Here is a 23,243-nt window from a genome sequence, read left to right on the forward strand (position 1 = left end):
GACGCTGCTCTGTTATAGCCGGCAGTGGCGGGGCAACCGCGAAGCTTGTATAGAAGGCCGTGCGCGCCGGCCATACGGCGCAGCGGCATTCGTTGGACGATGTTCGAGTTCGGTCCGGGTCATGGTCGGGGCGGCACCAGTCGCCTTGCGCCATTTTCCGGGCCGTATCCATGTTTTCTGGTGCGGCGAGCGGGAACGACCCACATGCGCAAATCAGCCTTCGCGGTTCTGATTCTGGTGATCCTCGGCAACGTCGCCCTCTGGGCGCTGTGGAACCGCCCGGTGGACGAACGGTCCTGGGCCGGCGCCATCACCGGCGTCGCCTATACCCCCTTCCACGCCGACAAGAGCCCGTCGAAGGGCGACAAGGCAACCGCAGAGGACATCGAAAAGGACATGGCCGCGCTGCAAGGCGCGGTGAAGGCCGTCCGCACCTATTCCACGACCGACGGCTCCGAAATGGTGGCCGCCATCGCCGCCAAGCATGGGCTGCCGGTCACCGCCGGCGCCTGGACCGCCGGCAAGCCCGAGATCGACGAGCCCGAACTGGCCGGCCTGATCAAGCTGGCGCGCGCCAACAGCAACGTGCGCCGCGTGCTGGTCGGCAACGAGGCGATCCTGCGCGCCGATCTGACCGTTCCGCAGGCCATCGAGTACGTCAAGCGGGTGAAGAAGAAGGTCAATGTTCCGGTTTCCATCGCCGAGCCGTGGCACGTCTGGCTGAAGAACCCGGAACTGGCCGATGCGGTGGACTTCCTCGCCGTCCACCTGCTGCCCTATTGGGAAGGCGTTCCGGTCGACCAGTCGGTCGACTACGCCATGTTCCGCTACAACGAACTGAAGCAGAAGTTTCCCAACAAGCACATCCTGATCGGCGAGATCGGCTGGCCGGCCGACGGACCGTGGCGCCGGGGCGCCGAAGCCAGCCAGGTCAACCAGGCCAAGTTCATCCGCAACTTCCTGAACGTCGCCGCGCAGAACAAGCTCGACTACTTCATCATGGAAGCCTTCGACCAGCCCTGGAAGCGGGAGATCGAGGGCACGGCCGGCACCAGCTGGGGCCTGTGGGACTACCAGCGCAACCCGAAATTCCCGATGATCGGCGGGGTGCAGGAGATCCGCAACTGGGAGGTCAAGTGCGCCACCGCGGTCGCGCTGGGCTTCCTGCCGCTGGTGTTCTTCCTGTGGCGCCGCAGCGACCTGAAGATCGGCGGGCAGATCTTCTACGGTGCGCTGATCCAGGCGGTCGCTTCCGTCCTGGTCTTCACCGTCAGCGCGGCCTCGGCCGCCGGCCTTGCGCTCACCACCGAGATCGCTTGGGGACTGCTGATCTTCTGCCAGCTGGTGCTGTTCGCGGTCATGCTGATCGACGGCATGGAACTGACGGAGGTCGTCTGGCAGCACAAGTTCAAGCGCAAGTTCGTCCCCTGCTCCGCCGCGCCGCTCCCGAATGCGGCGAAGGTGTCGATCCATGTGCCCTGCTACAACGAGCCGCCGCACATGGTCATGGAGACGCTGGACGCGCTGGCCCGGCTCGACTACCCGAATTACGAAGTCCTGCTGCTCGACAACAACACCAAGGACCCGGCCGTCTGGCGCCCGGTCGAGGAATATTGCAAGAAGCTGGGACCGAAGTTCCGTTTCTTCCACCTCGACAACTGGCCCGGCTTCAAGGCCGGCGCGCTGAACTTCGGTCTGGCGCAGACGGCGCCCGATGCCGAGCACATCGCCGTCATCGACAGCGACTATCAGGTCCATCCCGACTGGCTGAAGGCGACCATTCCGCACTTCAACCGGCCGGAGGTCGGCTTCGTCCAGTCGCCGCAGGACTATCGCGAGTGGGAACACGACCTGTTCCAGCGCATGACCAACTGGGAATATGCCGGCTTCTTCCACATCGGCATGATCCAGCGGAACGAGCGCAACGCGATCATCCAGCACGGCACCATGACCATCATCCGCAAGTCGGCCCTGGAAAAGGTCGGCCGCTGGGGCGAGTGGTGCATCACGGAGGACGCCGACCTCGGCCTGCGCCTGTTCGAGCATGGCTATGAGGCCGTCTACATGCCGGAGAGCTACGGCAAGGGCCTCGTTCCCGACAGCTTCTCCGCCTACAAGACGCAGCGCTTCCGCTGGGCCTATGGCGCGGTGCAGATCCTGAAGCATCACTGGCGGCAGCTGTCGCCGGGCGCCAAGGAGCTGACCGCCGGCCAGAAGTATCATTTCATCACCGGCTGGCTGCCCTGGTTCGCCGACGCCGCCCACATGATCTTCGGCATCGCCGGCATCCTGTGGTCGATCGGCCTGATGGCCTTCCCGAAATATTTCGAGTTCCCGCCCAACGTCTTCATGATCCCGACGCTCAGCGTCTTCGCCTTCAAGGTCGGCGCGTCGCTCTGGCTCTACGAGGCGCGGGTGAGGTGCGGCTTCTGGGACAAGGTCGGCGCGGCGGTGGCCGGCATGGCCCTGACCCACACGGTCGGCCGCGCCATGTGGCTGGGCATCTTCACTTCCGGCCGCCCCTTCGTCCGCACGCCCAAGTGCGAGAACCAGCCGGCGCTGATGCAGGCCTTCCTGATGGCCCGTGAGGAACTGGTGCTGCTGGTGTCCTTGTGGGGTGCGGCGCTGGCCATCGTCATGGTCTTCGGCCACGAGAACCGCGACGCCTTCATGTGGTCGGGCCTGCTGGTGGTGCAGTCGCTGCCCTATCTGGCGGCTTTCATCACCGCGCTGATCAACGTCTTCCCCACCATCGGCTTCGGCAAGAGCAAGCCGGGCGCCACCGACGACGCGGTCGGGGCCGGGGCCGGCGACTGACGCAAAAAAAGCCGGCGCTTTCGCGTTGACGAAAGCGCCGGCTCTGCCAGACTCGATCGCCAGGGGATACATGTCCCGGGAGGCGGCTCATGTCCGGCAATCTCACATCCGGCCGCGGCATCGGTCCGCCGGAATTCAGCGTCCGCAGCACCGCGGGCGTCGAGCGGAGCGGCAGCGCCACCGACCGCAACAGCCGCCGCAACTCCCGCCAGGAACGGCACGACCGCGAGCAGGAACGGCGTGACCATAGCCCGCCCAATCCGCAACGGCGGCGCCTGTACGATCTTCTGTTCGACGAGGTCGATCAGTTCGACGGGCTGGACGAGCGTCAGCGGTCGCTGCTGAAAGACAATCTGCGCAGCCATCTGTCCCGGCGCGCCCCGCCGGCGCCGGCGACACCGCCTCCGGTCCATCATGATGAAGAGGCGCTGGCCGAAGCGTTGCTGAAGGACCCGGCTGCCCCGCTTCCCGTCGATCCCGAGCATATCGTCGAAGCCGTCACCACCGCCGCACCGGAACTGGACGCGGAAACCGCCCGGCTGGCCGAACAACTGCGCGACTGCCTGTCCCGCAACACCGATCGTGCGCGAAAGGTGGCCGTTTACCTGCACCTGCTGCTGACGCTGGAGGGGGCGTTCCGGCCGCATATGGTGGTGGATGTGTGAGGGCTTGCTTCGGGGAATATCGGCTTCGATGCCCCAGCCTGACCGCCCCGCTCTCAGCGGGCCTGCGGTCCGCCATCAGGCCGTTGCACTCCCGCCCTCACCCCTTCGGTCGTTCCGCCCGCGCGTAGTTGCTGAAGTGTCCCTCCTTCGCTGCCATCCGGCGGGCCGACTGGACGACGGCGCCGGACTTGCCCTCCGGCGCCACGTTCGACAGCTGGCGGCTCAGGTCGGCGCTGCCGCAAGACGGGCAGGACGGCGTTTCTCCAGAGCGCACCAGGGTCTCGAATCCATGGTCGCAGGCTTTGCAGCGGTAGGAATAGAGCGGCATCGGGACCTCCAGGCACGAATCGCGTCGGCCCGAGTATCCCGCAATATCCACAATCTGAAAACGGTTTTGTTGCGCCGCACCAGAAACGGCGCACCCGATATGGACGCCCGGTCGGCGTCAGGCCGCGGCACCGCCGAAATCGAAGCCCGCGGCCTCCACCGCCTGCCGCACCACCTCCACCGGGATGCCGCCGTCCACCAGAACGGTGCCGGCCGCAAGGTCCACCGTCACGACCGCCTCGGGCGCCGCCTTGGTGATCGCGTTGGACACGGAGCGGGCGCAGCCGCCGCAGGTCATCCCATCCACCTTGTATGCATCGGCCATCGTCACGGAGCTCCCCTCACGGTCGGGTCAGCCGCCGGCATGGTGCGTCCGCACCACCGCGCTGACCGGGACAAGAACGAAGCCACGCTTTTGCACCTCCGGCAGCCAGGACGCCAGGGCATCGATTGTCGCATCATGCGGGTGTCCGATGGCGACGGCATAGCCCTGCCGCTTCGCCACCTGTTCCGTTTTCGCCAACTGGGCCTTCACCGCCGCCACCGTTTCCTGGTTGTCGAGGAAGATGTCGCGGCCGGCCCAGGGCATCTTCAGCTCCTGCGCCAGCCCGATGCCTGCGCTGTTGGGCGTGGTCCGGCTGTCCAGCCACAGGAGGCCGCGGCGATGCAGTTCACCCAGCACGGGCGCCAGCGCGGCCCGGTCGGCTGTGAATCGGCTTCCCATATGGTTGTTGACCCCGACATAGCCGTCGAAGCTGTCCAGTGCCGCACGCGCCCGCTTAACGATTTCCCCCCGGTCGAGCGAGACCAGCAGGGCATTCGGTCCCGGATCGGCCTTCACGCTGGGTTCCATCGGCATGTGCAGCATCAGTTCGTGCCCGTTGGCCCGCGCCGCCTTGGCCTGGACCTGCAGGTCGCGGGCATAGGGCAGCCAGGACAAGGTCAGCGGTCCGCGCAGCCCCGCCATCCGGGTCGAGCGCTTCCGGTCCAGCCCCATGTCGTCGATGACGATGGCGATGATCGGCTTGCCCTGGGGCACCTCCGCCGGCAGGGCGTTCCTGCGCCACAGCGCGGCGTTGCCCGAAGGGGCCTGCACCGGCGGCTGGCTGGGCGGAGCGGGCGGCGGCAGCATCGCCACCGCCGTGGCCGGCGGTCGGGACTCCGCGTGTGCCGGCTTCTCCGCCGGCGCTTGGCCCGTGCTTTCCGTGGCCGCCTGCGCGGGTGGCTGCGAGGCTGCGGCAGGTGGCTCCAGTTTTGCCGGCGGCACGGGCGGCGGCTGCACCGCCTGCTGCCCGCCCGTGTGCGGTCCACCTTGCTGCTGGGCAGCCTGCTGCACTGGCGCCGGCTTGCCGGACTCGCCGCCGGCTCCTCCGCCGGCCCCTCCGCCGATCAGCGTCGCCGCCCCCATCGCCACGGCGAACACCGCGGCGACGGCCGCCAGCGCCAGGACGAAGGGGTTGGACAGGAAGGGGGGAAGCGGAGACTTGCGGGCTTTCGAAGGCGCCTTGCGGGCCATGGTGACGACGTCCATCCTGCGACCGGGGCGCCGCACAGTGGCACCCTGCCGTCGTGACCGCAATCGCCCAATCGGTGCAAATTGCCGTCACGCCGCCAGCGTCCTGTCCGGCCGAGCCCGTCCTCAAGAGTCCGCCCGAAGAGTCCTTCAGATGCGTCCCATCTTTGTCATCGCCGTTCTGATTTCGACCGCCGCCGCGACACCGGTGCCGGCCGCCAATGGGTTGGATTGCCCAACCAGCCTGACGGTCCAGGCGCAGCCCGATGCCCCCGGCGGCTGGTCGCCCTACCCCGGCCGCGACAGCCACAGCTTCGCCGGCATTTCCATCATCGAGGGCGACCGCACCAGCCAGATGACCTCGGCCGCGCCCGCGACGCTCGCCCCCGACCGCGAGGTGCGGCGCGGGCGCAGCATCGTGCAGGTCTGGGAGTTCTCAGCTTCGCGCCGCGAAAACGTCTTCCTGGTCTGCCGGTACCGCAACACCCAGGCGACGCTCGCCGCCGACCTGCCGCGCCAGATCCGCCGCTGCACCCTGACGCTGGAAACCGACATCCGCGGCGCCGTGCTGGATGATCCGAAAACCCTGCCGCAGCTCGACTGCCGCTGATGCCGCGGAGTTCTGCGCGGAGGCTGGAAATCCGCCCCCTCAGCGGCTAGGGTGTCCATCGTTGGAACAGGGGCGGAACGGCCTCGACGACCCGGGCGAAGGTGGCCGGGCAAAGGTGGAAGGCGGAAGGCGCATGCTGCTGCTCATCGATAACTACGACAGCTTTACCTACAACCTCGTCCATTACCTGGGCGAGCTTGGCGCCGACGTGCAGGTCCGCCGCAACGACGCGCTGACGGTCGATGAGGCGATGGCACTGCGCCCCGACGGCATCGTGCTGTCCCCCGGCCCCTGCGATCCCGACCGCGCCGGCATCTGCCTTCCCCTGATCGACGCCGCCGCCAAGGCCCGACTGCCGCTGATGGGCGTCTGCCTCGGCCACCAGTCGATCGGCCAGGCCTTCGGCGGCCGGGTGATCCGCGCGCCGGTTCCCATGCACGGCAAGGTCGACAACATGCGGCACGAGGGCCGCGGCGTCCTGGCCGGCCTGCCCAGCCCGTTCCGCGCCACGCGCTACCACTCGCTGATCGTCGAGCGCGAGACGCTGCCCACCTGCCTGGAGGTGACCGGCGAGACCGCCGACGGCCTGATCATGGCGCTGGCCCACCGCGAGCTTCCGATCCACGGCGTGCAGTTCCACCCCGAGAGCATCGAGAGCGAGCACGGCCACAAGATCCTGCGGAACTTCCTGGATCTGACCCGTCCCCGGCCGGAAGCCGCGTCCCTGGAGAATGCGGCATGAGCGGCGATCTGTCCGATATGAAGGCCATTCTGGGCAAAGTCGCCACCGGCGCCGCCCTGACCGAGGCCGAGGCCGGCTTCGCCTTCGACATCATCATGTCCGGCAACGCCACCCCGTCGCAGATGGGCGGCTTCCTGATGGCGCTGCGCGTCCGCGGCGAGACGGTGGACGAGATCACCGGCGCCGCCCGCGTGATGCGCGCCAAGGCGATTCCGGTCGATGCGCCTCCCGGCACCATTGACACCTGCGGCACCGGCGGCGACGGGGCCGGCACCTACAACATCTCCACCGCCGCGGCGCTGGTGGTGTCGTCCTGCGGCGTGCCGGTGGCCAAGCACGGCAACCGCGCCATCTCGTCGAAATCCGGTGCCGCCGACGTGCTGGGATCGCTGGGCGTCAACCTCGACTGCGACTTCGCGCTGGTGCGCAAGGCGCTGTGGGATGCCGGCATCGCCTTCCTGATGGCGCCGCGCCACCACCTCGCCATGCGCAACGTCGGCCCGACCCGCATCGAACTCGGCACGCGCACCGTGTTCAACCTGCTGGGTCCGCTCGCCAATCCGGCGACCGCCCGGCGGCAGGTGCTGGGTGTCTTCTCCAGGCAGTGGGTGGAGCCGCTGGCCCATGTGCTGCAGCGGCTCGGTTCGGAAAGTGCCTGGGTCGTCCATGGCTCCGACGGGCTCGACGAGATCACCACCACCGGCCCCACCACCGTCGCCCAGTTGAAGGACGGCGAGGTGACGGTGTTCGAGGTGACGCCGGAGGATGCCGGCCTGCCCCGTGCCCGGATCGAGGACCTGAAGGGCGGCGACGCCCAGGTCAATGCCGAGGCGATCCACGCCCTGTTCGACGGGGTGCGCAGCCCCTACCGCGACATCGTGCTGCTGAACGCCGCCGCCGCCCTGCTGGTGGCCGGCAAGGCCGCGACGCTGAAAGAGGGTGTCGCCATGGCGGCCGACGCCATCGACAGCGGCGGCGCCCGCGACCGCCTGCGCCGGCTGGTCGCCATCACCAACGAGGCGGTGGCCTGATGAGCGACGTTCTGACCCGCATCAACGACGACAAGCGCGCGCTGGTCGCCTCCCGCAAGGCCGCCCGCCCTTTGTCGGAGGTGGAGGCCGCGGCCAAGGCCGCCAACGAGACCAACCCGCCGCGCGGCTTCATCCGGGCGCTCGGCGCCGCGGTGGAGGCTGGGCGCTACGGCCTGATCGCCGAGATCAAGAAGGCCAGCCCGTCCAAGGGCCTGATCCGCGCCGATTTCGATCCACCGGCCCTGGCCCGTGCCTATCGCGACGGCGGGGCCAGCTGCCTCTCGGTGCTGACGGACGAGCCCTATTTCCAGGGCAGGGACGAATATCTCGTCGCCGCCCGCGCCGCTGTCGATCTGCCGGTGCTGCGCAAGGACTTCATGGTCGATCCCTATCAGATCGTGGAGGCCCGCGCGCTGGGTGCCGACTGCATCCTGATCATCATGGCCTCGCTGTCCGACGCCCAGGCGGCGGAGATCGAGGACGCCGCAATCGCCCAGGGACTGGACGTTCTGGTCGAGGTGCATGACCGCGCCGAGCTGGACCGCGCGCTGCTGCTGAAGACGCCGTTGCTGGGCGTCAACAACCGCAACCTCAAGACGCTCGCCGTCGATATCGCGACGACGGAGGAACTGGCGGCCAACGTGCCGGCCGACCGCATGCTGGTGGCGGAAAGCGGCCTCTACACCCCCGCCGATCTGGCCCGCATGGCGAAGGTCGGGGCGCGCTGCTTCCTGGTCGGCGAATCGCTGATGCGGCAGGCCGACGTGACCGCGGCCACCCGCGCCCTGCTGGCTCCGGTCTAAGCCCATGGCGGACATCACCATCGCCGCGGAAAGCCCGCGCCAGGATCAGGTCATCGCGCTGGTCGCCGCACTGGACCGCTATCTGCTGGAGCTCTATCCGGCCGACACCTGCCACCTCCTCGACATCGCGGAGCTGGAGGCGCCGGACTTGCGCTTCTTCGTCGCCCGCAAGGACGGCGTTCCGGTCGGCTGTGCCGCGCTCCGCGTCGATCCCTCGGGCTATGGCGAGGTCAAGCGCATGTTCGTCGATCCCGCCGCCCGCGGGCATCGCATCGGCGACCGGCTGCTCGCCCGGTTGGAGGAGCAGGCGCGGGCGGAAGGGCTGACTGCCCTGCTGCTCGAATCCGGCATCCACCAGCACGAGGCGCTGGGGCTCTACCGCAAGGCCGGCTTCACCGACCGCGGCCCATACGCCTGCTACGAAGAGAACGGCGTCAGCGTCTTCATGGAGAAACCCTTGCGGGAGACCGTCGCATGAGCGGCTTCACCCATTTCGACGCCGAGGGCAAGGCGGTGATGGTCGATGTCTCCGACAAGGCGGACACCGAACGCACCGCCACCGCCGCGGCCACCGTGCTGATGCAGCCGGAAACCCTGGCGCTCATCATGCAGGGCGGGGTGAAGAAGGGCGACGTGCTGTCGGTCGCCCGGCTGGCCGGCATCATGGGGGCCAAGCGCACGCCGGACCTGATTCCGCTGTGCCATCCGCTGATGCTGACCTCCGTCAAGGTCGACCTCTCCTGCGACCCGGCCCGCAACGCGGTGGACGTCACCGCCACCTGCAAGCTGAAGGGCCAGACCGGCGTGGAGATGGAGGCGCTGACCGCCGTCACCGTCGCGGCGCTGACCGTCTACGACATGTGCAAGGCCGTGGACCGCGGCATGACCGTCACCGACGTCCGCCTGCTGCACAAGGCCGGCGGCAAGAGCGGCGAATGGGGCGCAGCCGCAACCACGCCGTCGGCCGGAGCCTGACGCCATGATCTCCGTCGCAGAGGCGCGCGCCCGCATCCTGTCGGCCTTCGCCCCTCTGCCGGCGGAGACGGTCGCCCTGCCCGACGCGCTCGGCCGCGTGCTGGCAGAACCGGTGGTCGCCCGGCTGACCCAGCCCCCCTTCCACGCCGCCGCCATGGATGGCTGGGCAGTCCGCTCCGCCGACATCGCCGCAGCCACGGCGGAGACCCCCGTCAGCCTGCGCCGCATCGGCGAATCCTCCGCCGGCCATGCCTTCGGCGGCAGCGTCGGTCCGGGCGAAGCGGTGCGCATCTTCACCGGCGCGCCCCTGCCCGACGGCGCCGACGCCGTGGTGATGCAGGAGGATTGCAGCGCCGACAACGCAATGGTTCGGATCGGCCGGGCCGTAGTCGCCGGGCGGTTCGTCCGTCAGGCCGGCTTCGATTTCGCCCTTGGCGAGGAACTCCTGCCGAAGGGCCGCCGTTTGACCGCCCGCGACATCGCGCTGGCCGCCGGTGGCAACGTGCCCTGGCTGTCGGTTCACCGCCGGCCGCGCATCGCCATCCTCGCCACCGGCGACGAGATCGCCCTGCCCGGCGATCCGCTGGGACCGAGCCAGATCGTCAGCACCAATGCACTCGGCCTCTGCGCGCTCGTCACCGCCCAGGGCGGGCTCGCCCACAATCTGGGTGTCGCCAAGGACACGCCCGACAGCGTCGCCGCCATGGCGAAGGGCGCCGTCGGCTGCGACCTGCTGGTCACCACCGGCGGTGCGGCCCATGGCGACTACGACCTCGTGCGCGACGTTCTGGCCGACCGAGGGGTGGCGCTGGAGGTTCAGACCGTGGCGATGCGGCCGGGCAAGGCGCTGATGTTCGGCCGCGCCGGCGGGGTGCCGCTGCTGGGCCTGCCCGGCAATCCGGTATCGACGGGCGTCACCGCCGTCCTGTTCCTGCGCCCGGTTCTGCGCCTGCTGCAGGGGCTGCCCCCGGAGGATGAGCGTCCGCCGCTACGCGCCCGTCTGACGACGGCGCTGAAGGCCAACGACCGGCGCGAGGAGTATCTGCGCGCGACACTCGCCGCCGGTTCCGACGGCGTCCTGACCGTCACGCCCTTCGCGCGGCAGGACAGCGCCATCACCTCGCTCTACGCCCTGGCCGACTGCCTGGTTCCCCGCCCGCCCAATGCCGATCCGGAGCCGGCCGGCGCCATGGTGACCGTGCTTCCTTTGACCGATGGAGCGCTCAGCATCTAGACTTGAGCACAGCGTTGGGATGACGGGTTGAACAGTTGAACATCACCCGGAAAACTGTTTCACGGCGTTCCGAATGTTCCATACAAGTTCTAAAAGAAGCCGATGGAGGGCTTGACGGACGGCAGGAACCAAACTAGAACATGGAGCAACGTTTAGTTTTTGTTCCATCTTCAGTCTGGCGACGGCCGGGAGGCATCCATGCTCACGCGCAAGCAGCACGAATTGCTGCTGTTCATCCACGAACGGCTCGGCCAGGGCGGGGTTTCGCCGTCGTTCGACGAGATGAAGGACGCCCTGGGGCTGAAGTCCAAATCGGGCATCCACCGCCTCATCACCGGCCTTGAGGAACGCGGCTTCATCCGCCGCCTGCCCCACCGCGCCCGCGCGCTGGAGGTTCTCCGCCTGCCCGAAGGCCTGGATGCCGCCCGCGCCCGGACCGCGCCCAAGCCCAAATTCCAGCCCAACGTCATCAAGGGCGATTTCGCCTTCGCCGGCCGCGACACCGCTCCGCCCGCGCCGACCCCGGCTGCCGCGAACGAGACGGTGCAACTCCCGCTCTATGGCCGCATCGCTGCCGGCACGCCGATCGAAGCGTTGCGCGACAACAGCGCCTTCGTCGACATCCCGGCCTCGATGCTGACCGGCGGCGACCATTACGCGCTGGAGGTCTCCGGCGATTCGATGATCGAGGCCGGCATCCTCGACCATGACACCATCATCATCCAGCGTTGCGACGCGGCGGAGAACGGCACCATCGTCGTGGCGCTGGTCGACGAAGGCGAAGTGACGCTGAAGCGCCTGCGCCGCAAGGGCAACACCATCGCCCTGGAGCCCGCCAACGCCGCCTATGAGACCCGCATCTTCGGCGCCGACCGCGTCCGGGTGCAGGGCAAGCTGGTCGGTCTGGTGCGGAAATACTAAGACGCTGTTGCCCCCTCCCCGACCCTCCTCCGCTCTCGGCCGGCCGAAGGCAGGTCCGATTGCGGGGGAGGGTTAGGGAGGGGGCAACAGCACTCCCCACGCCCCTCACCTCCCCCCGGTCCAAGGCCGCTCCCCCCGAACTCCCCGCACCGTCTCCACCTCTATTCCCGCCGCCGTCACCCTCAGTGCATGCGCCCCCTCGTGCCGCAGCGCCCAGCGGTCGATCGCGACCCCGGCCCGGCATCCCCGCGCCACCGCCGCCGTCACCACCGCATCGGCTGCTCCGCAATCCTCGTCGAGCGCATCCGGCAACCGCGGCAGGGCGACAGTCCTTCCCTTGACCCGGTACAGACACCCCAGCGCATCGCAGCTCAGCGACCGCTCTCCCTCGCTCCATCCCCCCGCCGCCGGCCAAGGATCGGCTCCCGAGCGCACGCCATCGCGCTCCCGCCATGTCTCGATCACGCGGCCCCCGGTCTTGCCCGAGGCGCTGAGGCGACCATCCGGCATCCTCACCGCCATCACGCTCCCGTCCCCCGCGACCAGCACGTCCGGCCGCGTCACGAACGCCGGCGAAGCCAGCCCTGCCAGGACCGGCAGCAGCCCCAGCCAGCGCCACCGCCGGGTCCAGACGCACAGCCAGATGCCGCCCAGCACCAACGCTACGAACCCCTCCACCGGCATTGCCGGCATAGTCAGGGAGGCCCCGGGAAGACGGCCAAAGAACTCCGCGGTCCAGATCACCGCCCGGTCGCCCCAGTTCATCGCGATCAGCGCCGGCGCCTCCAGCCCGAAGGGCATCAGTGCATAGGCGATCAAGCTCCACGGCATGACCCAGAACGAGGTGATCGGAATGGCGATCAGGTTGGACAGCACGCCGTAAAAGGCGATCTGCTGAAAATGGAAGAGCGCAAAGGGCAGCGTTGCCAGCGTTGCCACCACGCTGGTCAGCAGTATCCCGCCGACATAGAGCAGACCACGCAGAAGCCATCCAGCCTCGCTGCGCCATTCCGCCAGCCGCGAACTGCCGCGCTCGAAGGCGGCGATCAACGCCACCACCGCCGCAAAGGACATCTGGAAGCTGGGGCCCAGCATTCCCTCCGGATCCATGGCGATGGTGACCAACCCGGCGAAGGCGACCAACCGCATGCTCAGCGGGTGGCGGTCCAGCATGATCGCGCCCATCACCATGCCGGTCATCAACACCGACCGCACGGTCGGCAGCGGCGCCCCGACCAGCAGCGTATAGGCCAACGCTGACAGGATGCCGAACAGCGCCGCGATCTTCTTGATCGGCCAACGCAAGGCGATGGCGGGCACCAGCGCCAGCAAGGCCCTGACCACATAGAACAGGATGCCGGCGGCAATGCCCACATGCAGGCCGGAGATCGACAGCAGGTGCGCCAGCCCGCTGTTGCGGAAATCCTCCAGTGTCTCGTCCGGGATGCCGAACTGCTCCCCATTCAGCAAAGCCGTTGTGACCCTCGCCTCCACCGGATCGTCGATGGTCGCGGCCACCCGCTCGGCGATCGCGCCGCGCACCCGCTCAAAGGCCACCGTCACCACTTGCCAGCCCGTGACCGGCGGGGCCTCGACCAATTCCACCGCACCGGTGGCGAAACCGGTCCCGCCCAGCCCCATGAACCAGGCCCGCCGCTGAAAGTCGAAAGCGCCCGGCTCGGCCGGCGCCTGGGGCGGCAGCAGCGTGGCACGCAGCCGCACCACCGATCCCGGATCTGGCGCCGCATGGCGGTCCGGCAGGCGGATACGCAACGCGGCCGGCGTCTGCTCAGGCGGTAGCCGGCTGACCGTCGGTTCCCGCACCGTAATGCGGGTGGCACCGGGCCGCCGTTCCACCGCCATCACGCGGCCGGTGATGGTCGCGCCGGTGACGACGCGGGTGAGCACCGGCGCCGCCACCCATGCGCTGTGTCCCTGCGCCACCAGGAACCCCGCCGCCACCATCAGCAGCGCCATCGCCGCGCCGAACAGCGCGAACCAGCGCCGCAGGACCAGCAGCAGCGCGGCACACCCGCCGCAAGCCGCAGGGCCGATCCACCAGTCCGGCTCCCGCATCAGCCCGAAATACAGCGACACGCCCGCCCCGAAGGCGACGGGAAGCCACAAGACCCAGCGGTCCCCCTCCGCCTCCGCCAGGGCCGCGAGTCGCCTCCCGATGCGGAACCACAGGCGTCGCCACCGCCCACCGGCCCCGACCGGACCCTCCGTCTCCTCATCGGGCCAGCCGGCGACCGTCACCGGTGACAGCTTTCCGGCGCAGGGATGCCGCCCGCGTACTCCTCAACGACCGTCCATGCGCGCATCGCATTGCCTCCCAACCCGGTGGCTGTGTTAAACCTCGGTGTCGAACCACCGGCGCATCTTACCAGCGCCGAACCGGAAATTGAGAGACCGATGACCGTCGTCACCCGCTTCGCTCCGTCGCCGACCGGCTTTCTGCACATCGGCGGTGGCCGCACCGCCCTGTTCAACTGGCTGTACGCCCGCAACACCGGCGGCAAGTTCCTGCTGCGGATCGAAGACACCGACCGGCAACGTTCGAGCCAGGCAGCGGTCGACGCCATCCTGGACGGTCTGCAGTGGCTGGGTCTGGACTGGGATGGCGACGCGGTCAGCCAGTTCGAGCGCAAGGACCGCCATGCCGAGGTGGCGCACCAGATGCTTGCCGCCGGCAAGGCCTACCGTTGCTACTGCAGCCCGGAAGAACTGGAAGAGATGCGCGCCGCCCAGAAGGCCGCCGGCCAGCCGATGCGCTATGACGGCCGCTGGCGCGACCGCCCGGAGTCCGACGCGCCTGCCGGCGTCGCCCCGGTGATCCGGCTGAAGGCGCCGCAGGAAGGTCAGACCGTCCTGAACGACCTCGTCCAGGGCGAGGTCACGGTGCAGAACGCCCAGTTGGACGACCTGATCCTGCTGCGCGCCGACGGCACGCCGACCTATCTGCTGGCGGTGGTGGTGGACGACCACGACATGAACGTCACCCACGTCATTCGCGGCGACGATCATCTGACCAACACCTTCCGGCAGATCCAGATCTTCAACGCCATGGGCTGGGACCTGCCGCGCTTCGGCCATATCCCGCTGATCCACGGGCCGGACGGCGCAAAGCTGTCCAAGCGTCACGGCGCGCTGGGCGTGGATGCCTACCGCGACATGGGCTATCTGCCGGAAGCCGTACGCAACTACCTGCTGCGGCTCGGCTGGTCGCACGGTGACGACGAGATCATCTCGACCGAACAGGCGATCGAGTGGTTCAACCTGGAGAGCATCGGCCGCTCGCCCTCGCGCTTCGACTTCGCGAAGCTGGAGAACCTGAACGCCCACTATATGCGTCTGGCCGAGGATTCCCGGCTGGTCGGGCTGATCGCTCCGCGACTGGAGGCCGAACTGGGCCGCAGCCTGACCGACGCGGATCGCGACCTTCTGACGCGGGCGATGAACGGCCTGAAGCAGCGGGCCCGCACGGTCGTCGATCTGGCGCAGAGCGCCCGCTTCTACGTGGCCGCGCAGCCGCTCAGCTATGACGAAAAAGCATCCGCGCTGCTGGACGAAAAGGGCCGCAGCCTGTTGAAGGAACTGGCCGAAGCCTTTGCCGGCGAACCGGATTTCACCGCCGCGGCGCTGGAGGCGCAGGTCCGTGCCTTCGCCGAGGCACGGGGTGAAAAGCTGGGCAAGGTGGCACAGCCGTTGCGTGCCGCGCTGACCGGTTCGACGGTGTCGCCGCCGATCTTCGAGGTGGCCGAACTGCTGGGTCGGGAAGCGACGCTTTCTCGCATCCGCGATGCAGCGGGTGCAGCATAATGGTCATTTCCGTGCGTTGCCATCAGGCTGCCATGGAACTATGCTGCGCCGACGAAAAAAGGGCGTTAAGCCCGACCCTCAACGATAAGGACGTGCCGAGATGACCCAGACTGAGGACGGCAAGGACACCGTTACCCTCATCGACAATAAGACGGGCAAGCAGGTCACGATGCCGATTCTGCACGGCAGCGTCGGGCCGAGCGTGATCGACATCCGCAAGCTCTACGCCGCGACCGGCTATTTCACCTACGATCCGGGCTTCACCTCCACGGGCAGCTGCGAGTCGGGCATCACCTACATCGACGGCGACGAGGGTGTCCTGCTGCACCGCGGCTACGCCATCGACGAGCTGGCCGAGAACTCCACCTTCCCGGAAGTCTGCTTCCTCCTGCTCAACAACCACCTGCCGACCGCGGCAGAGCGCACGGATTTCGAAAACATCCTGCGCCGCCACTCGATGGTGCACGAGCAGCTGACCAAGTTCTACAGCGGCTTCCGCCGTGACGCCCACCCGATGGCGATCATGTGCGGCGTCGTCGGCGCCCTGTCGGCCTTCTACCACGACTCGCTGGACATCAACGATCCGCGGGAGCGCAAGATCGCCGCGCACCGCCTGATCGCCAAGATGCCGACGATCGCGGCGATGGCCTATAAGTATTCGACCGGCCAGCCCTTCATGTATCCGCGCAACGACCTGTCCTACGCGGAGAACTTCCTCTACATGACCTTCGGCACGCCCTGCGAGCCGTACAAGGTCAACCCGATCCTGTCCAAGGCGATGGACAAGATCTTCATCCTGCATGCCGACCACGAGCAGAACGCTTCGACCTCCACCGTCCGTCTGGCCGGTTCGTCGGGCGCCAACCCGTTCGCCTGCATCGCCGCCGGCATCGCCTCGCTGTGGGGTCCGGCCCATGGTGGTGCGAACGAAGCCGTGCTGAAGATGCTGGAGGAGATCGGCTCGGTCGATCGCATCCCCGAGTTCGTCCGCCGCGCCAAGGACAAGAACGACAACTTCCGCCTGATGGGCTTCGGCCACCGGGTCTACAAGAACTACGACCCGCGCGCCCAGGTCATGCGCCAGACCTGCCACGAGGTTCTCGGCGAGCTCGGCATCAAGGACGAGCCGCTGCTGGACATCGCGATGGAGCTGGAGAAGATCGCCCTGTCGGACGAGTACTTCATCGAGAAGAAGCTCTATCCGAACGTCGATTTCTATTCGGGCATCATCCTGAAGGCGATGGGCTTCCCGACCAGCATGTTCACCGTGCTGTTCGCGCTGGCCCGCACCGTCGGCTGGATCAGCCAGTGGAAGGAGATGATCGAGGATCCGGTGCAGAAGATCGGCCGTCCGCGTCAGCTCTACACCGGCGACACCAAGCGGCCGTTCGTGCCGCTGGCCGAGCGTGGCTAACCGGCCAACAGCACATGTGGGAATGGGCGGCTCCAACGGAGCCGCCCAGGACCCGACTGCGTACATCGTTCCGGCCCGGCGCGTGCGCCTGCGCTCGCCGGCCAACGACAACCGGGCACCGCTTGGCTGGCGGGTGCGCCGGATGATCGTCTATCTGCTGATCGTGGCCCTCGTCGCCGGGATCGTGTTCGTCTAAGGCAATCGCTCAAATCCCGCTTTCAAGCTCGAAGTCCTCGTCGATCCAGCCCGTCACGCCGCCGATCATCAGTTTGACCGGCCGTCCGATCCGCGCCAACCGCAGGGCCGCGCGATCTGCACCGTTGCAGTGCGGGCCGGCACAATAGACGACGAACAGTGTGCCCTCCGGCCACTCCATCATCCGCCGTTCGGTGATCTTGCCATGCGGCAGGTTCAGCGCCCCCGGCACATGCCCCCGGGCGAAGGCCGCCGGACCGCGCACGTCGAGCAGGACGAAGTCGGGCGTCCCAGACTTCAGCGATTCATGCACATCCCAGCAATCGGTCTCAAACGACAGCTTGCGGGCGAAATGGGCGGCGGCATCTGCCGCCGATGCGGCTGGGATTTCGGTAACGAGACTGGCCATGGTGCTCTCCTGATCGTGCTTGGTCGGGATTCGCCCGCATCCTCCCAATCGCCACTTCCGCTGGAAAGTGGCGTGACTGCCAGCTATCGTTCAGATCATGCCAAATGCCATGCCACCGCTTGCCGTCGCGCTCGCCTATGACGGTCTGTGCACCTTCGAGTTCGGCGTGGCCGTCGAGGTGTTCGGACTTCCACGCCCTGAGCTTGGCCCCGGCTGGTATCGCTTCGCCGTCGCCGCCCTCGATTCCGGCCCATTGCGGGCGATGGGCGGGATCCGCATTGAGGCCGATGGTGGGCTCGACCTGCTCGACCAAGCCGACGTCATCGTCATTCCCGGCTGGCGCGGCGCTCGCGAACCGGTACCTGTCCAACTAACGGAGGCACTGCGCCGTGCCGATGTCCGCGGAACACGCATTCTCTCGATTTGCTCCGGTGCCTTCGTTCTGGCCGCCGCCGGTCTGCTGACGGGTCGCCGCGCGACCACCCACTGGCGCTATGCCACAACGCTTGGGGAGCTTTATCCCGACATCCGTGTGGTGCCCGACGTTCTCTACGTGGACGAGGGCAACATCCTGACCTCTGCCGGCAGCGCGGCCGGCATCGACCTTTGCCTTCATCTGGTGCGCCGCGATTTCGGACCCGAGGCCGCTAACAGCGTCGCCCGCCGTCTGGTGGTCCAGCCTCACCGCGAGGGAGGGCAGGCTCAGTTCATCGAGGCACCGGTGCCCATCGCCCGTGAGGGAGCCCGTCTGGGACCGCTGCTCGACCATCTGCGGGAAACTCTTGCGGAGGACCACAGCCTGTCAAGCATGGCCTCGCGCGCCGGCATGAGCCTGCGCACCTTCCTGCGCCGGTTCCAGGCGCTGACCGGCACCACGCCCGGCGAATGGCTGACGACGGAGCGGCTGAACCGCGCCCGTGATCTGCTGGAACGCGGAACCCTGCAGGTGGAAGAGGTCGCGACCCTCGCCGGCTTCGGCTCCGCGGCCACCTTGCGGCATCATTTCCGCCAGCGTCTGGGGATCAGTCCGGCCACGTACCGGGCGCACTTCCGCCGCGATCCCGCTCCGGTTCCCGGCACAAGCGACAGGGGCGCGGCCGTTGCCGACCACGCCCCTGTCCTGAACAGATGACCGGCCGACCGGTCACTTCGTCTCGATCAGTTCAACCTTGTACCCGTCGGGATCCTCGATGAAGGCGATGACGGTGGTGCCGTGCTTCATCGGGCCGGGCGGACGCGGGATCTTGACGCCTTCGGCGGCAAGCTTCTCGCAGGTGCCGTAGATATCGGGAACGCCGAGCGCGATGTGGCCATAGGCGGTGCCAATCTCGTACGGCTCCTTCTGGTCCCAGTTGTGGGTCAGTTCCAGGACGGCGGTATCGGACTCCTCGCCATAGCCTACGAAGGCCAAGGTGAAGCGACCGCCCTCATAGTCATTGCGGCGCAGTAGCTTCATGCCGAGCAGACGGGTGTAGAAGTCCAGTGACTTCTCCAGATCCAGCACGCGCAGCATCGTATGCAGCAGACGGAATTCGCTCATGGTCTCTATTCTCCCGCTTGGCGTTTAACTGGGCGGTTGTTCAGCTGTCTTGGAACGGCGTTCTTGGATGACGTCCAGGATGGTGCGGGCGGCGCGTTCGCTGGGCGGCGTATCCCCCTGCCCCAGCCAGCGAGCCACCTCGGCAACACCGTCGACCTGCGCTTGGCGCGCCGCGGGATCGTCGAGCAGACGCCCCAACTCCGCCGCCAGTCTATCGGGCCGGCAGTCCTGCTGCAGCAGTTCCGGAACCAGCATCCGATCGAGCATCAGGTTGACGAGATTGACGTACTTCACCCGGATCAGCCGGCGATAGAGCGCGACGGTGACGGGATGCAGGCGGTAAGCGATGACCGTCGGAAGTCGTGCGAGCGCCAGTTCCAACGCGACGGTGCCCGATGCGGCAAGAGCCGCCTCCGCCGCCGCGAAGGCATCGTACTTCTCGGCGTCCCCTTCCACCATCAGTGTACGGACCGGCCAGTCGGCGATGGCGGCGGCGACGCGATCACGCACCGTCGCCACGGTCGGCACGGCCACCACCAGATTGGGATGGCTTGGACGCAACAGGTCCAGCGCCGCGCGAAAGTCGGGCAGCAGACGCGATACCTCTCCCTTGCGGCTGCCCGGGAGCACGATGACGATCCGCTCGTCCGCCGCGATACCATGCCGCTTACGGAACGCCGCACCATCGCCTTTCCCCGCACCACCCTCGACGACCGAATGGCCGACGAAGGTGCAGGCAAGCCCCTCCTTCTCGAAGTACGGGGGCTCGAACGGTAGAACCGCAAGGAGATGGTCGTAGATGGCTGCGTATTTGGCCGCCCGCTTGGGCTTCCAGGCCCACACCGTGGGCGCCACATAGTGGATCAGCGGGATGGCGGGCTCCGCGGCGCGCACCTTCTTCGCCACGCGCACGGTGAAGCCTGGCGAATCGATGCCCACCACGGCATCGGGGCGCAGCCGGACGATCTCGGCAATCGTCTGGTCGATGCGGCGAATCAGGTTCGGCAAATGCGGCAGCAGTTCGAAGATGCCGAACAGGGTCAGTTCGCCCATGGGAAACAGGCTGACCAGCCCCTCCGCCGTCATCTTCTCGCCGCCGATGCCCACGAAGCGAACCTTGCCGCCGGTCAGCCGCTTCGCCGCCGCCATCAGCCGCGCACCCAGCGCGTCGCCCGACGGCTCGCCGGCGATCAGGAACAGAATCGGGCCGTCATCGGCCACGGACGTCACGCTCATTGCGGAATCTCGATGCCGGTGACGAACAGACCGAGCCGGTCGGCCGTCGCCGCCACCGCTGCGCGATCGACCAGCAGGCTGCCGCCGGCCTCCACCGCGATACCGCGCAGCCCGGCCGCGGCGGCCTTCTCGACCGTCGTGACGCCCATGGTCGGCAGGTCGATGCGACGGTCCTGCTTCGGCTTCTTCACCTTGACCAGAACGCCGCCGGGTCCGGGCCGTGACAGACCGGCACAACGATCAAGCATGGCATCTGTGCCTTCGATGGCCTCGACTGCAAGCACGATGCCCTGCTGAACCACCGCCCCCTGCCCGACATCGAGCGCACCCAACGCACGGGCGACCTCCACCGCGCGGGCGATGTCGCGTTCAGCCTCGGCATCCGGGGCGAGACGACCGACCGGGCCGGGCGTGGTCAGCAGATCCTTCAACAGCTCATGCAGGCCGACGACGCGGAAGCCATCCTCCTCCACCTCGCGGACCACTGCGCGCAGCAGCCCATCGTCACCAAGCGCCCTCGTTCCGACGCGGGCAAGGAAGCGGGCGGTGCGCCAATCCGGCATCAGTTCCGTGAAGGACGGTCGCTTCACCGGTCCTGCGAGCACGACCTCTCCCACGCCTTCCTCATGGAGACGGCGCAGGATGCTGCCAGCGGCGCCGAAGCGGCTCCACAAATGCGGGAGCCCCGCGACGGTTTCGGGGTCGGTATGGCCGTCGAAGGCGACGACGAAGACCTCCCGCCCCTGCCCGCGCACCGCGCTGGCGATGCGGGCCGGCAGCGTTCCGCCACCGGCCAGGATCGCCAGCTTGGCACCGGCAGCCTGAAGGGTATCGGCCATCGGCCGGCGGCCTCAGCTCTCGCGCGGTTGGCAGAGGGAGCGCGCTTCCTTGGCACGGATGAAGGACAGCACGTCGGAGATCAGCGCACGCTCGCCGAAGTCGCGACCGACCTCCTCCACCCGCTCGGCAAAGGTCCCCTCCGGTCCGAACAGCATGCGGTAGGCCGCGCGCAGGGCGTGGATGTCGTCCTTCTTGAAGCCGCGCCGTTCAAGCCCGACGAGGTTCAGGCCGGCGAGGCGGGCACGGTCGCCCATCACCAGACCGAAGGGAATCACGTCGTTCTCGACGCCCGACATGCCGCCGATCATGGCGTGCGAGCCGATGCGCACGAACTGGCGCACCGCCGAAAGCCCGCCGATGATGACGTAGTCTCCCAGCGTCACATGGCCGCCCAGGGTGGCGTTGTTCGCCATGATCACATGGTCGCCGACGATGCAGTCATGCGCCACATGCGAGCCCATCATGAACAGCCCGTCGTCGCCGACGCGCGTTATCATGCCGCCGCCCTCGGTGCCGGGATTCATCGTCACATGCTCGCGGATCTGGTTGCGGGCACCGATGACGAGTTCGGACGGTTCACCATGGAACTTCAGGTCCTGCGGGCGATGGCCGATGGACGCGAAGGGATAGATGACGGATTCGGCGCCGATGCTGGTGCGCCCGTCGACAGCCACATGCGAAACCAGCCGAACGCCGTCGCCCAGCGTGACGTCGGGTCCGACGACGCAGAAGGGACCGATGTCGACCGCCTCGCCCAGCTTGGCCGCGGGATCGACGATGGCGGACGGATGGATGGTGACGGTCATTTTTCGTCCAGGATCATGGCGGAATAGATGGCTTCGGCGACGAGGACGCCGTTGACCTTGGCCTCGCCCTTGAACTTCCACACGTTGGCGCGCTGGCGCTGCTTGGTCACGTGGATGTGGATGGTGTCGCCGGGGGTGACCGGACGACGGAAGCGCGCCTCGTCCACGGTCATGAAATAGACCAGCTTGCCTTCGGCATCCGGTCCGAGCGTGGCGACCACCAGCACGGCGGAGGTCTGCGCCATCGCCTCGATGATCAGCACCCCGGGCATCACCGGACGCGACGGAAAATGGCCCTGGAAGAAGGGCTCGTTGATCGTGACGTTCTTCACGCCGGTGGCGCCTTCGCCCAGCGTCACATCGATCACCCGGTCGATCATCAGGATCGGGTAGCGATGCGGGATCATCTTCATGATCCGCGTGATGTCGATGTCGTCGATCTTTTTGCTTTGCGCGTTGTTGTCCGCCGTCACGTCCATTGTCCGGCCGCCCGCCTTTCCGCCAACCGATAGGGTTCACCATTCCCCGTTCCCGGAGAACGGGCGCCGCCGCCCCAACAGGAAACGCCGGCGCCTTTTGTTTGCTCCGCCTTCTTGCCCCATTTCCGCGGCGACCGCAACCGCCGAACCCGGAAACGCAACAGGGCCGTCACCTTCCCATTCGGGACGGCGACGGCCCTGCTCAGGAAGGCATTACTGCTTGGGAACGTTCAGCGCAACCTGCGGGAGCTTCTTGTTCACCCGCTCCATCACCGTGTCGGTAACGTCGAGTTGGGTGTCGACCAGAACGAATTGCTGGCGGGCCAGAACGAGGTTCGCGCCGCGCTCGCGCGAGATTTCGGCGACCACATCGACCATCGTCTTGTGAACGACGGCCATCGCTTCGTTCAGGCTCGTCTCCAGTGCCCGCTTGCGGTTCTGGACCGTCTTCTGAACGTCGGCGACCTGCTTTTCGAAATCGCGGCGCTTGGTGGCGAGCGCTTCCGGCGACAGGACGGTCTGCTGCTTGCGCAGTTCGTCTTCGGTCTTGCGGAGCTTGTCCTCCAGCGCGGAAATTTCCTTTTGGTAGGAATCGCGCAGCGATTCGAAGGACTTGGTGATGCCCTTCGACGCGGTGGATTCCTGCATGATCTTCTGGACGTCGATCACCGCGATGACCGGAGCCTTCAGTTCCGCACCGGGAGCCGGAGGCGTGGCCGTGGCCGTGGCCGTGGCCGCCTTGGGGGCTTCGGCCTTCGGCTGGGTTTGGGCCTGGGCCGACGTGGCGGCGAACAGGAGGCCGGCGACCGTGACGGCCGACAGGACGGCGACGCGGAACGGCGCCTTCGACTGGGTGAATTGCAT

At 67.7% G+C, this 23,243-nt stretch carries 25 protein-coding genes; 14 read left to right on the plus strand and 11 right to left on the minus strand.

What is annotated here, in order from left to right:
- Positions 1 to 204: 204 nt before the first annotated feature.
- Complete coding sequence (locus VD964_RS19460) at positions 205 to 2,817, plus strand: glycosyltransferase (RefSeq protein WP_324870168.1); 2,613 nt, start codon at positions 205 to 207, stop codon at positions 2,815 to 2,817.
- A gap of 89 nt (positions 2,818 to 2,906) precedes the next feature.
- Positions 2,907 to 3,482: a hypothetical protein gene (locus VD964_RS19465; RefSeq protein WP_324870169.1), complete on the plus strand. Its 576-nt coding sequence runs from the start codon at positions 2,907 to 2,909 to the stop codon at positions 3,480 to 3,482.
- A 97-nt stretch (positions 3,483 to 3,579) separates the two neighbouring features.
- On the opposite strand, the gene VD964_RS19470 is transcribed toward VD964_RS19465, so the two are convergent.
- From VD964_RS19470 to VD964_RS19480, 3 genes are all read right to left on the minus strand, one after another.
- Positions 3,580 to 3,810, minus strand: a complete 231-nt coding sequence (locus tag VD964_RS19470) for a zinc ribbon domain-containing protein (RefSeq protein ID WP_324870170.1) — start codon at positions 3,808 to 3,810, stop codon at positions 3,580 to 3,582.
- Between the two features lie 117 nt (positions 3,811 to 3,927).
- Positions 3,928 to 4,134, minus strand: coding sequence for a heavy metal-associated domain-containing protein (locus tag VD964_RS19475; protein ID WP_324870171.1), 207 nt, complete (start codon positions 4,132 to 4,134; stop codon positions 3,928 to 3,930).
- Between the two features lie 27 nt (positions 4,135 to 4,161).
- Positions 4,162 to 5,340: a divergent polysaccharide deacetylase family protein gene (locus tag VD964_RS19480; protein ID WP_324870172.1), complete on the minus strand. Its 1,179-nt coding sequence runs from the start codon at positions 5,338 to 5,340 to the stop codon at positions 4,162 to 4,164.
- 136 nt (positions 5,341 to 5,476) lie between these two features.
- Between VD964_RS19480 and VD964_RS19485 the strand changes: the two genes are divergently transcribed.
- The 8 genes from VD964_RS19485 (at position 5,477) to lexA (ending at position 11,638) form a co-directional block, all read left to right on the plus strand.
- Positions 5,477 to 5,932, plus strand: coding sequence for an STY0301 family protein (locus tag VD964_RS19485; protein ID WP_324870173.1), 456 nt, complete (start codon positions 5,477 to 5,479; stop codon positions 5,930 to 5,932).
- Between the two features lie 133 nt (positions 5,933 to 6,065).
- A complete protein-coding gene (locus VD964_RS19490) occupies positions 6,066 to 6,674 on the plus strand; it encodes an aminodeoxychorismate/anthranilate synthase component II (RefSeq protein WP_324870174.1) in 609 nt (202 codons plus the stop codon).
- Positions 6,671 to 7,705, plus strand: coding sequence for an anthranilate phosphoribosyltransferase (gene trpD / locus VD964_RS19495; protein ID WP_324870175.1), 1,035 nt, complete (start codon positions 6,671 to 6,673; stop codon positions 7,703 to 7,705). Before VD964_RS19490 ends, trpD begins: the two co-directional genes overlap by 4 nt.
- Positions 7,705 to 8,508 (plus strand): indole-3-glycerol phosphate synthase TrpC, encoded by an 804-nt coding sequence (trpC, locus tag VD964_RS19500; protein ID WP_324870176.1) that lies wholly within the window; start codon positions 7,705 to 7,707, stop codon positions 8,506 to 8,508. The genes trpD and trpC overlap by 1 nt, the downstream gene beginning before the upstream one ends.
- Positions 8,509 to 8,512: 4 nt before the next feature.
- Positions 8,513 to 8,986 (plus strand): GNAT family N-acetyltransferase, encoded by a 474-nt coding sequence (locus VD964_RS19505; RefSeq protein ID WP_324870177.1) that lies wholly within the window; start codon positions 8,513 to 8,515, stop codon positions 8,984 to 8,986.
- A complete protein-coding gene (gene moaC, locus VD964_RS19510) occupies positions 8,983 to 9,483 on the plus strand; it encodes a cyclic pyranopterin monophosphate synthase MoaC (RefSeq protein WP_324870178.1) in 501 nt (166 codons plus the stop codon). The genes VD964_RS19505 and moaC overlap by 4 nt, the downstream gene beginning before the upstream one ends.
- 4 nt (positions 9,484 to 9,487) lie before the next feature.
- Positions 9,488 to 10,717 (plus strand): gephyrin-like molybdotransferase Glp, encoded by a 1,230-nt coding sequence (gene glp, locus VD964_RS19515; RefSeq protein WP_324870179.1) that lies wholly within the window; start codon positions 9,488 to 9,490, stop codon positions 10,715 to 10,717.
- Between the two features lie 198 nt (positions 10,718 to 10,915).
- Positions 10,916 to 11,638: a transcriptional repressor LexA gene (lexA, locus tag VD964_RS19520; protein WP_324870180.1), complete on the plus strand. Its 723-nt coding sequence runs from the start codon at positions 10,916 to 10,918 to the stop codon at positions 11,636 to 11,638.
- Positions 11,639 to 11,743: 105 nt separating this feature from the next.
- Here the strand turns inward: lexA and VD964_RS19525 are convergent, their stop codons facing one another.
- Positions 11,744 to 13,897 (minus strand): ComEC/Rec2 family competence protein, encoded by a 2,154-nt coding sequence (locus VD964_RS19525; protein WP_324870181.1) that lies wholly within the window; start codon positions 13,895 to 13,897, stop codon positions 11,744 to 11,746.
- A gap of 156 nt (positions 13,898 to 14,053) precedes the next feature.
- On the opposite strand from VD964_RS19525, the gene gltX reads away from it, so the two are divergent.
- From gltX to VD964_RS19540, 3 genes are all read left to right on the plus strand, one after another.
- On the plus strand, positions 14,054 to 15,460 hold the full coding sequence (gltX, locus tag VD964_RS19530; protein ID WP_324870182.1) for a glutamate--tRNA ligase: 1,407 nt from the start codon (positions 14,054 to 14,056) through the stop codon (positions 15,458 to 15,460).
- A gap of 100 nt (positions 15,461 to 15,560) precedes the next feature.
- A complete protein-coding gene (gltA, locus tag VD964_RS19535; protein WP_324870183.1) occupies positions 15,561 to 16,874 on the plus strand; it encodes a citrate synthase in 1,314 nt (437 codons plus the stop codon).
- A 22-nt stretch (positions 16,875 to 16,896) separates the two neighbouring features.
- Positions 16,897 to 17,070 (plus strand): hypothetical protein, encoded by a 174-nt coding sequence (locus tag VD964_RS19540; protein WP_324870184.1) that lies wholly within the window; start codon positions 16,897 to 16,899, stop codon positions 17,068 to 17,070.
- Between the two features lie 9 nt (positions 17,071 to 17,079).
- Here the strand turns inward: VD964_RS19540 and VD964_RS19545 are convergent, their stop codons facing one another.
- Entirely contained in the window at positions 17,080 to 17,478 is a 399-nt protein-coding gene (locus VD964_RS19545) for a rhodanese-like domain-containing protein (RefSeq protein WP_324870185.1), read from the minus strand.
- A 109-nt stretch (positions 17,479 to 17,587) separates the two neighbouring features.
- Here VD964_RS19545 and ftrA point away from each other — a divergent pair, with 109 nt between their 5' ends.
- Entirely contained in the window at positions 17,588 to 18,610 is a 1,023-nt protein-coding gene (gene ftrA, locus VD964_RS19550; protein WP_324870186.1) for a transcriptional regulator FtrA, read from the plus strand.
- Between the two features lie 12 nt (positions 18,611 to 18,622).
- Here the strand turns inward: ftrA and gloA are convergent, their stop codons facing one another.
- The 6 genes from gloA to VD964_RS19580 all read right to left on the minus strand — a co-directional run bounded on the left by gloA (position 18,623) and on the right by VD964_RS19580 (position 23,243).
- Complete coding sequence (gene gloA / locus VD964_RS19555) at positions 18,623 to 19,018, minus strand: lactoylglutathione lyase (RefSeq protein WP_111066033.1); 396 nt, start codon at positions 19,016 to 19,018, stop codon at positions 18,623 to 18,625.
- A 24-nt stretch (positions 19,019 to 19,042) separates the two neighbouring features.
- Positions 19,043 to 20,254, minus strand: a complete 1,212-nt coding sequence (gene lpxB, locus VD964_RS19560; protein WP_324870187.1) for a lipid-A-disaccharide synthase — start codon at positions 20,252 to 20,254, stop codon at positions 19,043 to 19,045.
- A complete protein-coding gene (locus VD964_RS19565; RefSeq protein WP_324870188.1) occupies positions 20,251 to 21,093 on the minus strand; it encodes an LpxI family protein in 843 nt (280 codons plus the stop codon). The genes lpxB and VD964_RS19565 overlap by 4 nt, the downstream gene beginning before the upstream one ends.
- Before the next feature lie 12 nt (positions 21,094 to 21,105).
- Complete coding sequence (gene lpxA, locus VD964_RS19570) at positions 21,106 to 21,900, minus strand: acyl-ACP--UDP-N-acetylglucosamine O-acyltransferase (RefSeq protein ID WP_324870189.1); 795 nt, start codon at positions 21,898 to 21,900, stop codon at positions 21,106 to 21,108.
- Positions 21,897 to 22,379, minus strand: coding sequence for a 3-hydroxyacyl-ACP dehydratase FabZ (gene fabZ / locus VD964_RS19575; RefSeq protein ID WP_310114073.1), 483 nt, complete (start codon positions 22,377 to 22,379; stop codon positions 21,897 to 21,899). The genes lpxA and fabZ overlap by 4 nt, the downstream gene beginning before the upstream one ends.
- Before the next feature lie 213 nt (positions 22,380 to 22,592).
- On the minus strand, positions 22,593 to 23,243 hold the full coding sequence (locus VD964_RS19580; RefSeq protein WP_324870190.1) for an OmpH family outer membrane protein: 651 nt from the start codon (positions 23,241 to 23,243) through the stop codon (positions 22,593 to 22,595).

It is taken from the genome of Azospirillum sp., from assembly GCF_035628975.1.
Classification (GTDB): Bacteria; Pseudomonadota; Alphaproteobacteria; order Azospirillales; family Azospirillaceae; genus Azospirillum.